10 protein-coding genes, 2 tRNA genes and 1 pseudogene are annotated in these 13,938 nt (G+C 32.3%); 12 read left to right on the plus strand and 1 reads right to left on the minus strand.

Features of this window, described 5'->3' with window-relative positions; all coding sequences use genetic code 11:
* The first annotated feature begins 33 nt into the window (after positions 1-33).
* Together dnaB and LQ688_RS08870 are read left to right on the plus strand one after the other, a co-directional pair.
* Positions 34-1,434: a replicative DNA helicase gene (gene dnaB, locus LQ688_RS08865; RefSeq protein WP_026023617.1), complete on the plus strand. Its 1,401-nt coding sequence runs from the start codon at positions 34-36 to the stop codon at positions 1,432-1,434.
* Positions 1,435-1,720: 286 nt separating this feature from the next.
* Positions 1,721-3,007 carry an adenylosuccinate synthase gene (locus tag LQ688_RS08870; RefSeq protein WP_064204311.1) on the plus strand — a complete coding sequence of 429 codons (1,287 nt, stop codon included), beginning with the start codon at positions 1,721-1,723 and terminating at the stop codon, positions 3,005-3,007.
* A 340-nt stretch (positions 3,008-3,347) separates the two neighbouring features.
* On the opposite strand, the pseudogene LQ688_RS08875 reads toward LQ688_RS08870, so the two are convergent.
* Positions 3,348-4,233 (minus strand): annotated as a pseudogene (locus LQ688_RS08875) (YitT family protein).
* 105 nt (positions 4,234-4,338) lie between these two features.
* Between LQ688_RS08875 and LQ688_RS08880 the strand changes: the two are divergent.
* The 10 genes from LQ688_RS08880 to LQ688_RS08925 all read left to right on the plus strand — a co-directional run bounded on the left by LQ688_RS08880 (position 4,339) and on the right by LQ688_RS08925 (position 13,804).
* Positions 4,339-4,413, plus strand: a tRNA-Glu gene (locus LQ688_RS08880).
* 20 nt (positions 4,414-4,433) lie between these two features.
* A tRNA-Asp gene (locus LQ688_RS08885) sits at positions 4,434-4,506 on the plus strand.
* Positions 4,507-4,674: 168 nt separating this feature from the next.
* Positions 4,675-5,376, plus strand: coding sequence for a response regulator YycF (gene yycF / locus LQ688_RS08890; protein WP_064204313.1), 702 nt, complete (start codon positions 4,675-4,677; stop codon positions 5,374-5,376).
* 9 nt (positions 5,377-5,385) lie between these two features.
* Positions 5,386-7,227, plus strand: a complete 1,842-nt coding sequence (gene walK / locus LQ688_RS08895) for a cell wall metabolism sensor histidine kinase WalK (protein ID WP_064204314.1) — start codon at positions 5,386-5,388, stop codon at positions 7,225-7,227.
* Positions 7,220-8,542 (plus strand): YycH family regulatory protein, encoded by a 1,323-nt coding sequence (locus LQ688_RS08900; RefSeq protein ID WP_064204315.1) that lies wholly within the window; start codon positions 7,220-7,222, stop codon positions 8,540-8,542. Before walK ends, LQ688_RS08900 begins: the two co-directional genes overlap by 8 nt.
* A complete protein-coding gene (locus LQ688_RS08905; RefSeq protein ID WP_064204316.1) occupies positions 8,542-9,336 on the plus strand; it encodes a two-component system regulatory protein YycI in 795 nt (264 codons plus the stop codon). Before LQ688_RS08900 ends, LQ688_RS08905 begins: the two co-directional genes overlap by 1 nt.
* A gap of 44 nt (positions 9,337-9,380) precedes the next feature.
* Entirely contained in the window at positions 9,381-10,163 is a 783-nt protein-coding gene (locus LQ688_RS08910; protein WP_082892485.1) for an MBL fold metallo-hydrolase, read from the plus strand.
* A 295-nt stretch (positions 10,164-10,458) separates the two neighbouring features.
* Positions 10,459-10,938: a 23S rRNA (pseudouridine(1915)-N(3))-methyltransferase RlmH gene (gene rlmH / locus LQ688_RS08915; RefSeq protein WP_064204318.1), complete on the plus strand. Its 480-nt coding sequence runs from the start codon at positions 10,459-10,461 to the stop codon at positions 10,936-10,938.
* Between the two features lie 606 nt (positions 10,939-11,544).
* Positions 11,545-12,306, plus strand: a complete 762-nt coding sequence (locus LQ688_RS08920; RefSeq protein WP_239752709.1) for an LEM-3-like GIY-YIG domain-containing protein — start codon at positions 11,545-11,547, stop codon at positions 12,304-12,306.
* 25 nt (positions 12,307-12,331) lie between these two features.
* Complete coding sequence (locus tag LQ688_RS08925; RefSeq protein WP_239752710.1) at positions 12,332-13,804, plus strand: DUF6038 family protein; 1,473 nt, start codon at positions 12,332-12,334, stop codon at positions 13,802-13,804.
* Positions 13,805-13,938 lie beyond the last annotated feature (134 nt).

Consider the following 13,938-nt stretch of genomic DNA (forward strand, 5'->3'; position numbering starts at 1 on the left):
TAAAAATGGAAAGGAGTAATCAGTATGGATGGTATGGATAATATGATGAATCCACGACAAATGCCTCATAATATAGAGGCTGAACAATCTGTTATCGGTGCAATCTTAATTGATCCTGAACTGATTAACTCAACAGGTGAAACATTAATACCTGAAGCTTTCTATCGAGCTAATCATCAACATATATTTAGAGCTATGTTGATGTTAAATGAACAGAATAAGGAAATTGATTCAGTTACCCTGATGGATGAATTAGCAGCTGAGTCTTTGCTAGAAGAAGCTGGTGGACCAGCTTATTTAGCTGAATTAGCAAACAATGTACCAACAACTAGAAACGTTCATTTCTATATAGATATTGTGTTTAAACATGCTGTTAAGCGTCAGTTAATTCGTGTAGCAGATAGTATTGCTGAAGATGGGTATAATCCAGAGCTTGATTTAGAGTCACTATTAGGTGATGCAGAGAAGAGAATTTTAGAGATATCTGCTACTAGAGGGACAGAAGGTTTCAAAGATATTAAAGATGTTTTAGGTATTGTGTTCGATAATGCTGAACAGTTAGATCAAAATAGTGGTCAAACCCCGGGGATACCAACTGGATATCGTGATTTAGATCAGATGACAGCAGGTTTTAACCGCAACGATTTAATTATTATTGCTGCGAGACCTTCTGTAGGTAAGACTGCCTTCGCATTAAATATTGCCCAACAAGTTGCTACTCACGAGAACTTATTCTCAGTCGGTATATTCTCATTAGAGATGGGTGCAGACCAGCTAGCGACACGTATGATTTGTAGTACAGGTAACGTAGATTCTAATAGATTACGTACTGGTTCTATGACTGAAGAAGACTGGAGTAGGTTTACAGTAGCTGTTGGTAAATTATCACGTACTAAAATATTCATCGATGATACACCAGGTATCCGTATCACTGACATAAGAGCTAAGTGTAGAAGATTAAAACAAGAACATGGATTAGACATGATTGTAATCGACTATTTACAGTTGATTCAAGGTAGTGGTTCACGTAGTTCTGATAATAGACAACAAGAAGTATCAGAGATTTCACGTATGCTTAAAGCTATTGCGAGAGAATTAGAATGTCCTGTTATCGCATTGAGTCAGTTATCTCGTGGTGTTGAACAACGACAAGATAAAAGACCGATGATGAGTGACATTCGTGAATCAGGTTCTATCGAGCAAGATGCGGATATTGTGGCTTTCTTATACCGTGATGACTATTATTCTCGTGGTGGAGAAGATGAAGATGGCGAAGCGGTAGATGCAGGCGCACAAGATGAAAACGGTGAAATAGAAATTATTATCGCAAAACAACGTAACGGCCCGACAGGAACCGTTAAATTGCACTTCATGAAACAATATAACAAATTTACAGATATAGATTATCAACATGCCGGTATGGAATTCGGATAAAAAAAGTTTTTAACCCAAAAGACGTACATTTATTACAAAGTCATAATAAATGTACGTCTTTTGTTTCGTGAAATGACAGTTAATTATTGTTTCGTTTGTGTTTTGAAGCATATAATTTTCGGGATAAAACCTTGTAACTACCATGGTTAAAGCTTTCTTAATGCAAATTTTTAGAATATCAAAATGTAAATTAACACCATAAATTAATGTTCGTTTTTAGTTTGCATTTTAAGTATAGGACTGATAGAATACTTAATGGTTAATGAGAAAAAGCGGAGGTGCTCACATGTCATCAATCGTAGTAGTTGGGACGCAATGGGGAGACGAAGGTAAAGGTAAAATTACAGATTTCTTAGCTGAAGATGCAAATGTTATTGCGCGTTTTTCAGGTGGTAATAATGCAGGTCACACAATTAAATTTGACGGAGAAACTTATAAATTACACTTAGTACCATCAGGTATTTTTTATGAAGAAAAATCAAGTGTTATTGGTAACGGTGTAGTAGTAGATCCAGTAGCTTTATTGAAAGAATTAGACGCATTAAATGAACGCGGCGTAGCAACAAACAATTTAAGAATTTCTAACCGTGCTCAAGTTATCTTACCGTATCATTTGAAACAAGATGAATTAGAAGAAGAAAAACGTGGAGATAATAAAATTGGTACAACGAAAAAAGGTATTGGTCCAGCGTATGTAGATAAAGCACAACGTATCGGTATCCGTATGGCTGATTTATTAGATAAAGAAACATTTGAAAAACTTTTAAAACAAAATCTTGAATATAAAAATGAATTATTTGAAAAAATGTTTAACGCTGAAGGTTTCACGTTTGATGAAATCTTTGAAACATATTACCAAGCAGGTCAACGCTTGAAACAATATGTTACAGACACAGCTAAATTATTAGACGATGCTTTCGTTAATGATGAAAAAGTATTATTCGAAGGTGCTCAAGGTGTAATGTTAGACATTGACCACGGCACATACCCATTTGTTACATCAAGCAACCCGATTGCAGGTAACGTTACAGTTGGTGGCGGTGTTGGACCAACTTACGTATCTAAAGTAATCGGTGTATGTAAAGCATACACATCACGTGTAGGAGATGGCCCATTCCCAACAGAATTATTTGATGAAGATGGTCATCATATCCGTGAAGTAGGTCGTGAATACGGAACAACTACAGGACGTCCACGTCGTGTTGGTTGGTTTGACTCAGTTGTATTACGTCATTCACGTCGTGTAAGTGGTATTACAGATTTATCAATCAACTCAATCGACGTATTAACAGGCCTTAAAACAGTTAAGATCTGTACAGCATACGAAATTGATGGTGTAGAAATCACAGAATACCCAGCAAACTTAAATGAATTAGAACGTTGTAAACCAATCTTTGAAGAACTACCAGGTTGGGAAGAAGATATTACAGGATGTCGTTCATTAGAAGAATTACCAAAAAATGCTCGTCGTTATTTAGAGCGTATTTCTGAATTATGTAACGTTAAAATCTCTATCTTCTCAGTAGGACCAGATAGAAACCAAACAAACCTATTAGAAAACTTATGGGACTAATAAATTTTTAAATCGAAAACGCTGAGACAAATTAATTGTCTCAGCGTTTTTGTTTGAGTAAATAAGAGAGTGAATGTTGCAAGACGAGGTCCACGTGCAACATATTGCTTCCTTATTGACAAGACTATCGAGAAAAGGCAATAAGGCTACCGTTATTGACACGTTTGGCGAGAAAAGACAATAAGGCTACCGTTATTGACACGTTTAGTAAGAAAAGACAATAACTTGCCCGTTACAACCTAAAACTGAGAACCCTTAAAAAAAGGAGCCATACAACACCTGCTGTATGGCTTCTTTTTCTAATAACGACAATCAATATCGGATTGTCTTTCATTATTAATTAGTGTATTTCACGTTTTTTAAAGCGTCCACCTTTTACTTCACTTACATCCCCGATTGATAAGAAGGCTGTATTATCTATTTCTGTTACGATATCTTTTAGCTTAGATTCTTCTAATCTCGTTATTACACAGAATAATACTTTTTTATCTTCTCCTGTATAAGCTCCTTCACCGTTTAAATATGTAACGCCTCTGCCTAAACGGTCGTTTATAGCTTCTCCTATGTCTCGATATGTATCACTGATGATCCATACGGCTTTTGATTCGTCAAAACCTTGTACAGTAACGTCTATCATTTTAGAGGCAATAAAATAAGCTACTACTGAAAACATCGCTGATTCCCAATTAAAAACAAATCCTGCTGCAGCGAATATGAAAAAATTGATTAGCATAACAATTTCTCCAAATGAAAATGGCGCTTTACTACTAATAAGAATGGCACTGATTTCAGAACCATCTAATGATCCGCCGTACCTAATTACTAATCCAACACCTAAACCAATAATTGCACCACCAAAAATTGTAACCAAAAATGTTTCTCTAATAAAAGGTTCAAAATGATGTAAATAAGCTGTTGTAACGGAAAGGACTGTAATTGCATACACCGTTGATATCGTAAAAAGTCTTACCTATTTGTTTATATCCTAAAAAGAAAAATGGAATATTTAATAAGAATATAAAAAGACCAAGTTTCATATTAGTTAAGTGACTTAATATAATAGCTATGCCAACTATACCGCCATCTAATAATTTATTCGGCACTAAAAATAACTCTAAACCAATACCCATTAAGACACTGCCGATTGTTATAAAAATTAGTCTTTTTATAATCTCACCTTTACTTAATTTACGATGTCCCTTTTTTATTGTGAGCTTCTCTTCCATATCATCATCCCTTTATAATGTTCCTAAATATATTATATAAAAAAATTAAAATAAAATCTTGTCATTCTTTACAGACCATGCTATAATCAATTTTGTGCTTATGAAGGCCCCTTGGTCAAGCGGTTAAGACACCGCCCTTTCACGGCGGTAACACGGGTTCGAGTCCCGTAGGGGTCACCATTTCAATTTCATACATATTAGGTCCCGTGGTGTAGCGGTTAACATGCCTGCCTGTCACGCAGGAGATCGCGGGTTCGATTCCCGTCGGGACCGCTTTTAATGCTTATCGTAATAACGATAAGCATTTTTTATGTTATTCACCATTGAATAACGGCAAACAATAGAATTAATCATCAAATAGTGTTAAATTATAGTATAGGATATCATGCACAAATCTGTGCTCGAAGATACTTACTTTCAAAAAGAAATGAGGTTAGTGCTATGGCTAGAAAAATAGTAGTCGTTGATGATGAGAAACCAATTGCAGACATACTAGAATTTAATTTAAAAAAAGAAGGTTATGATGTTTATTGCGCATATGACGGTAATGACGCAGTAGACCTAATATATGAAGAAGAACCAGATATTGTCTTATTAGATATTATGTTACCAGGTAGAGATGGTATGGAAGTTTGTCGTGAAGTACGTAAAAAATTCGACATGCCTATTATTATGTTAACAGCTAAAGATTCGGAAATAGATAAAGTTTTAGGACTAGAACTAGGTGCTGATGACTATGTAACGAAACCTTTTTCAACACGAGAATTAATCGCACGTGTTAAAGCTAACTTACGTAGACATTATTCACAGCCTAGCCAAACAGAAGATGAAGAAACAAACGAAATAGTCATTAAAGATATTACAGTATATCCAGATGCATATTCAATTAAAAAACGTGGCGCAGATATCGAATTAACGCACCGTGAATTTGAATTATTCCATTACTTAGCGAAACATATCGGACAAGTCATGACACGTGAACATTTACTACAAACTGTATGGGGTTATGATTACTTTGGAGATGTAAGAACTGTAGACGTTACAATACGTCGTCTACGCGAGAAAATTGAAGATGATGCATCTCATCCAGAATACATTGTAACGCGTAGAGGCGTGGGTTACTTCCTGCAAACTCAAGAGTAGGATGATGCTATGAACTGGTTAAAAAAATTCCAATCCCTCCACATTAAACTTGTTGTAATATATGTTTTATTAATTATTATTGGTATGCAAATAATCGGATTATACTTTACGAACAGTCTAGAAAAAGAAATGACGCGTAACTTTAAGACGAATATCGAACAGCATGTTAAACAGATTAATTACAACATCAAGAAAGCATACAATTCGGAAGATCCAGACCGAAATTTCCAGAAAGAAATACAAGGCATTTTAGATGATTATGCAAATCGCACAGAAATTGATGAAATTCGATTTATCGATGAAGACCAAATTATTGTCGCGACATCTAAAGCCACAAATCAAAATACCGTCAACCAGAAAGTAAACGATAGCTCTGTTCAAAAGGCATTATCATTAGGAAAAGCTAACGACAAAATTGTCTTGAAAAATGATTCTGCAGATAAAAATAGAGTGTGGATTAAAAATATGCCCGTACATTATGACGATAAAGTTGTAGGGGATATTTATGTTGAATCAGATATTGATTCTGTTTACGAACAATTAAATAACATTAACCAAATCTTTATTATCGGTACAGCTATTTCATTATTAATCACAATCGTACTCGGTTTCTTTATTGCGCGAACAATTACGAAACCAATATCAGACATGCGTAATCAGACGTTAGAAATGTCTAAAGGTAACTATACACAGCGCGTAAAAATATACGGTAATGATGAAATCGGCGAACTAGCCCTTTCATTTAATAACTTATCTAAACGTGTACAAGAAGCACAAGCGAATACTGAAAGTGAAAAACGTCGACTAGACTCAGTTATTACACATATGAGCGATGGCATTTTAGCTACTGACCGTCGAGGTCGTGTTCGTATTATTAATGAGATGGCGCTTAAGATGCTTGGTTTAGAACGTGGAGAAGTTGAATCTAAACATATATTAGATGTCTTAAACATTGATGAAGACTATTCATTGGATGATTTACAAGAAAATAATGATAGTTTTGTTATCGATATTAACGAAGAGGAAGGTCTAATCGTACGTGTTAACTTCAGTACAATTATTCAAGATACTGGGTTTATAAATGGTTACATTGCCGTCTTACATGACGTAACAGAACAACATATTCTTGAAAATGAACGACGTGAATTTGTTGCGAATGTTTCACACGAATTGCGTACACCTTTAACTTCTATGAGAAGTTATATTGAAGCTCTAGAAGAAGGCGCTTGGCGTGATCCAGAAGTTGCACCTACGTTCTTAAATGTTACTAGAGAAGAAACAGACCGTATGATTCGTCTAGTAAACGATTTACTTCAATTATCTAAAATGGATAATTCAGGCGAGCAAATGAATACAGAACTAATTGATTTCAACATGTTTATCAATAAAATTATAAATCGTCATGAAATGACACAAGGTAAAAATGTTACGTTTGTACGTGACATACCAGTTAAAGGACTATTTGTAGAAATTGATCCTGATAAGATGACACAAGTATTTGATAATGTCATAACAAATGCGATTAAATACTCACAAGAATCTAAAAAACGTGTCGAGTTTCATGTGAAACAAAATACGTTATATAACAGAATGACAATACAAATTAAAGATAATGGTATTGGTATTCCTGTTAATAAAGTAGATAAAATATTCGATCGATTCTTCAGAGTCGATAAAGCAAGAACACGTAAAATGGGCGGTACTGGTTTAGGTCTCGCAATTACTAAGGAAATCGTAGAATCCCATAATGGTAGAATATGGGCAAATAGTAAAGAAGGCCAAGGTACATCGATTTATATCACATTACCATGTGAAATAATGGAAGATGAGTTTGGTGATTGGGATGCGTAATAAAGAAGTCATTAAATCTGTTATACTCATCATATTCGTATTGTTCAGTGTTTTCATGACATATCGCGTATGGGCTTTTACGCCCGAGTTAACTGACTTAGAATCCGATATGAACGCTGAAACACCTGCCATTGGACCTAAAATAAGTAAAACTATAGATAGTGTTATCATGCCCTTAAGAATTATTAATCGAAACGGCACGGATTTGAAAGGGACGTCTAACGTTGAAGAAATCAAGAAGATAACTGATGTTATGTTAGATAAAGATGTAAAGAAAGTAGATATCTTAACGAGTGAATCAGCTGTGCAGTTAGATGATTTATCAGAAAGATATACGGTTTTAGACTTCCCGGACAGTGTCCCGAGTGAAATGTATTTAAATCAAGTTTTAGGACTGAGCATGAGCAATTACCCTAAAATTAATTTTGATAGAATACTCGTAGATACGAAATCAACAGATCGAGCGATTGTATATTTATTAAGTGAAAACAAACAAAAAGCAATCAAGCTGCAAACGACGATTAAAAGTCATGAATTTGATAAAATAAACAAAGAAGCGGCATCTAAATTTAAGCCTTACACAAGTATTATTACAAATCAGAATACGACGAATGAAATCAATCAGATATATGCACCTGAAACAGCAGATAACATCAATATTTATAGATATGTATCGAACAAAATTTCGGTATCGGATTTAAATGATGTAATCTTAGGTGATTCGGTTATTGCTCGTAATAATGATAATCACGTTTCAACTTATAATAACAATACAGGTATAGCGACAGTAAACGAGAAGAAACAAACATACCGTTATACAAATTTATCTGAAGATGAAAACAACATAAAAGACCTTTCTAAATCGATATCTAATTCATTTAAATTTATTAACGAACATGCTGGGTTTACAGATGAGTTTCGCCTATTTGGTACAGACCCGAAACAAGGTAACGTCAATTATAAAATGTTCTTAAATAACTATCCTGTGTTTGATGAAGATAATCTTTCTTCAATTGAAGCATCTTGGGGTAAAGATACAATTACAGAATATAATAGAGGGCTCATTACTACTGGTGTGGCTGTACCTTCTAAGAAAGAATCAGATGAGATACCAACAGCAGAAGAAGTTCGTTTCAATTTAGCCTCAAATGCTGAAATAGATTTTAATAAAGTAACCAATTTTGCTATAGGTTATGATTTATCGTTACCAGTTGATGATATTGATAACCTACAAGATACAATAGAATTCACGCCTAAATGGTATATAAAATATGATGGCGAATGGAAACAGTACGAGAATGGAGGGTTAAAATAATGGATTGGAAACATGCCAAAACACTCTTCATTATCGTATTTATTCTCATTGATATAGGACTGGTTCTTGTTTATTTTAATAAAGTGAATAACTCTATTGTTCAAGAATCAAATGATCAATCTGACGTGAACTTTACAAAAGAAGGTATTGATTTACCGAATTTACCAAGCTATAAAAATAAAGAAATGCAAGCTATCACAGCTGATAGTAAATCGTTCACTTCAAATGACCTAGAAGGGGTTTATACATTATCTGAAAAAGATACGAAAATTAGCAAAGATTTAGATGATGAAAATTTAACAAAAGACAGCAAAGAGCAGACATTTAAATCTCTAATTAATAAAGAAGCCTATAAAGGTAAAGAATATCATCAAAAAGAGAATAATAAAGATAAAAATAAAGTCATATACGAACAAAACTATGATGATCTCCCTATATTGAATAATAGTAAAGGTGAAATTGTCTTTAACATCGAAAATGGAAAAGTTAAGAACTTTACTCAAACATATTTAGATAAGTTAAAACCAGGTACAGGTGATAACAATAGCAAACAAAAAGTAGTCGATGCAAAGACAGCTTTAGAAACCTTATATTACAACACATATTTAACAAAAGGCGATACAGTAGAATCTGTAAGGTTAGGCTATTATAGTGTTGTAAAAGAAATAGGTGGACAAGTACTTGTTCCAAGTTGGGAAGTTAAAGTGAAATCTAAAGAAGATGGAAAAGAAAAGACGACCTTGCTATACGTTGACGCTATTAAGCCAGAATCAACTGTATTAGAAGAATCATAGTTTTAAAAAGCAGTAATTAAAGGAGATGAACACTTGTGATCGCAATGAGCGTACTCGCAAGTGGCAGTACAGGAAATGCCACTTATATAGAATCAGATAAAGGAAGCCTGCTCGTAGATGCTGGATTAACAGGTAAAAAGATAGAAGGTTTATTTCAACAAATAGATAGAAGCATTAGCGACTTAGAAGGCATCTTAGTGACGCATGAACATATCGATCACATTAAAGGGCTAGGCGTTCTCGCAAGAAAATATAAACTACCTATTTATGCTAATAAGAAGACATGGCAGAAAATAGAAGCAAAAGATAAAAACATACCGCTAGATCAAAAGTTCAACTTCGAACCATTTGAAACAAAGACATTAGCAGGTATAGATATCGAATCATTTAGCGTGTCACACGATGCGATAGACCCGCAGTTCTATATATTCAACAACGACTACAAAAAGCTAACAATGATTACCGATACAGGATATGTATCAGATAGAATGAAAGGTATGATACATGGCAGTGATGCCTTCGTATTCGAAAGTAACCATGATGTAGATATGTTGCGAATGGGAAGATACCCATGGAAGACGAAACAACGTATATTAAGCGATATGGGACACGTATCAAACGAAGACGCAGCACATGCAATGTGCGATGTTATAACAGGTAATACAAAGCGTATATATTTATCTCATTTAAGCCAAGACAATAACATGAAAGACTTAGCGAGAATGAGCGTGGGTCAAATACTTAACGAACATGATATAGATACGAAAAAAGAAGTCACGTTATGTGATACAGATAAAGAAAAAGCAACACCAATATATTACTTATAACTAAAAGATATCCCCAATTTAGCGGTTGGGGATATCTTTTTATTTTGTGCACAGGAATAAACACAGTTATACACAACTGTCCACAAATTGTGTATAAACCATGTACTTGCCCACAAAGTTATCCACATTGCATAAAAAACAGTGGATAAATCATAACTAAATGAATAAAAATAACTTACAGAATTTTAAAAAAGAGAACAAAAATTTTAAAATGTTGATATAATGATAACTGAAACTGTGCATAAGTTAATAACCTGTGGATAACTTTTAAGACAATGTATAAAGGTGGATAAAGATGAAAATCACAATTATTACAGTAGGCAAGCTGAAAGAAAAATACTGGAAACAAGCAGTAGATGAATATAACAAGAGACTAGGAGCCTACACAAAGACCGAATTAATCGAAGTAGCAGACGAAAAAGCATCAGATAATATGAGTGAGAAAGATATAGAGATTATGAAAGAAAAAGAAGCGGACAGAATCATGTCTAAAATTAAAGCAGACAGTCACGTTATTACTCTGGAAATAGAAGGGGAGATGTTAACAAGCGAGCAACTAAGCAAAGAAATAGATAACCTCATGACGCGAGGTAACTCACATATAACATTTATCATCGGGGGATCAAACGGACTACATAGTAAAGTACTACAACGCAGCAACTACGCCCTATCGTTCAGTAAAATGACCTTCCCACACCAAATGATGAAAGTTGTGTTGATGGAGCAAGTGTATAGAGCATTTAAGATAATGCGTGGGGAAGCGTATCACAAATAAAACTAAAAATTAGGTTGTTTATAATTTAAAATTTAATGAGGTGTATAGAAAGTATATATAGTATATTAGGTTTTGTGTTAGAAAAAGTAGATGTATGAATAAATAGAAATAAAAATGATTCTGAATTAGAAAATGTTAATTATAAAGAAGAATAATTAGTTTAAGTTATAGTACAAAATTCAAAAAACCCTAAATTAAAAAGCAAGTGATATCCATGGTGCAAGTTGTATAGTATATAGTTTTAAAAAAAATTTTATGATGATACAGCTAAAGTTTTTATTGAAATTCATTATATTAAGCCAATGTTTACTACAAGAAAATGTAAATAAATCTTGAAACAGAGTTGAGTCTTGTTTATTCAAATTGTCACAAAGTGATACATAGGTAACTGAAAGAATCTATATCTATAGAAATTTTAAGACACTCTATAAATAATAATTTTCACTTTTAAATATAAATTATTTTGGGAAATATATTAATCAGTATAAAAATTAATATGTACACAAAGAAGGAGGAATTTTATTGAAACATATTAATCGATTTTCTGAATCGACATTAGCACATCTGGAATAAGGTAATCAAAACCTATTTTATGTATACTGTTTGATGGACCCAAGAAATGGTGAATGCTTTTATGTTGGTAAAGGTAAGGGGAATAGAATATTTAAACATAAACAAGATGCGCAGAAACAATTATTGTACGAAGATATATTTATAGAAGAAAATAAAGATAACTTGAAATTTAATAGAATTAACGAAATTTGTAGCGATGATTTGAATGTTTTAGGATATATAGTCAGTTATGGATTAACTGAATCCGAAGCATTTTCTGCAGAAAATGTTCTTATAAACTTTCTTAACCTAACAAATAAAAATACATTAACAAATATGATTAACGGTCATGGATCTAAGGCATACTTAGTTGAAGATTTAGAAAATGAATTTGGCTACGATTCAATTAATCTTGAAAACATAAATACGAATGAATTAATTTTAGCAGTGAAAATCAGAGATGCATTTCTATTAGATAAGGATGAAAGTAAAGAGTATCCTATTAATGAAAGTAAACGTGATAGAAATAACTTGAAGTCGCGCACATTAGGTAATTGGATAATAGGAAAAGATAAAATACATAAAATAAAATATATTATTGGTATCAATACAGGTGCTAATAATGCAGTTGTCTCAGCTTATGAAGTATCATTTGAACAAGCGGAAAGTATCGAAACAAATAATGGTAGAATGAGGTATGCGTTTGTTGGGCTTTCAGAACGTGACGCTACTCTAAAAAAATTGAATTTATACAAAAAAGCACTACCAGATTTAAGGTTTGGTAGTGGTAGCGCAACTGCTTATATAAATAATTAGATATCAGTTAAGGAGCTAAATTATTATGCCATCAGACGACATTGTAAAAAAATTATACTCAAAAGAGGATATTCGATTAGAGTTAGATTTAACCACACATAGTTTTAATAAAAAGATAAATATGATTTCTACGATATTTAAAATTGATATGAAAACATTTCATAACTTCAATGGCCAAAATAAAAACAATCAATATACTTTTAATGGTGTTTCTAAAGAATTAATAAAGGTATTATTAAAGAGTATTGACTACTATCCAATTGATATAAACTCGAAAGATTTTAAAAAAAACGGGCCTTCTAAAAGAAATATTATTGATAATATTGATCAGTCATTATACATAGACTATATAAGTCAATTAATGAAATCAATAAATGAAATTGAATATAATAGGTTGAAGGCATATATACAGACTAAAGATGCATATCAAAATACAATGTCTTGGTTGACTATGGGTGAAGCATTTAGAAAAAAAGAATTTGAATTGAATCAATTTATGGAAGATTTACCTATATATAAAAGAATAGAATTACAGAATGAAGTGTTACATTCTATTGATGAAACGATATTTCGTTTTCTATCAAAGGAACGTAGAGAAAATTTGATTCATAAAAATGATGAATTAGAAAATTATAAAAATTCTATCATACAAGGTAAACAAGTTAATCGAGATTATGAATTAAATTATTTGCTATATAAGCAAACACAAATTCCATTGGGAAGTTTATTAAAAACAGAATGGGACTACGATGAAACGGATTATGATGAAGTTGATTTGTTAATAGCAGATATATTAAAAAAATCGCAAAAACCTAATAGTATGTTCATAGAAAGTTTAGATAGTAAGAATAAGGTACGAAATGATATACATAGTAAAGCAATACAAAATATATCAAAGCTAATTGATTACGATTTAATAAGTAATAATAAAAAAGCAGATATAGTTGAATTTTATAGTAAGAATCTATTTTGGAATAAGTGCAAGTTAAATAGGAATAATAAACATAAAGTGTTGTATTACATTAAAGATATATTACATTTTGAAAGACAAAGTATTTTTACTAAAAAGTTAAAAACAATAGAATTTAATTTAAAAGCTGCAAATGGATACGAAGAATATCTTAAAGCTATTTTACATGCTAAAGATAGCTTAGTATATTTACAAACTGTATTATCTAAATATGGTTTAGATATTAATTATGTAGGTAAGATCGATAGTGACTATATAAGATATGCTATTGAAGATGTTCATAAAGCAATCCTTACATTGGATAGATATATCAGTGGTGATGCTGTGAAATCTCAGTATCCTAATGTTAATCGAGTAGTTAGAAATGAAGTGATGGAAAATGGGAAAATGTTTAACTTTTATAAAATGAGTAATTGGTATGATATCAAAGACTGTAATTATAACTTTGATAATTTTATGGTAGGTCCTTTCATTGAAAATTTCAAAAGATCTATTGAAAAACGAAGATTTAATACGCCAAAATCATAGACATTAATCTATCATAGGTTATGTTTAAAGAAAAATTTTGAAAAATTTTTGACCCAATAAACGCTGTAATGACGCGTTTATTGGGTTTATTTTTTTTTCATTTTTTTCAACGACTTAATCACTTTCTTTAATAA

The sequence above is a fragment of the Mammaliicoccus sp. J-M40 genome (genome assembly GCF_022386395.1).
GTDB lineage: Bacteria > Bacillota > Bacilli > Staphylococcales > Staphylococcaceae > Mammaliicoccus > Mammaliicoccus lentus.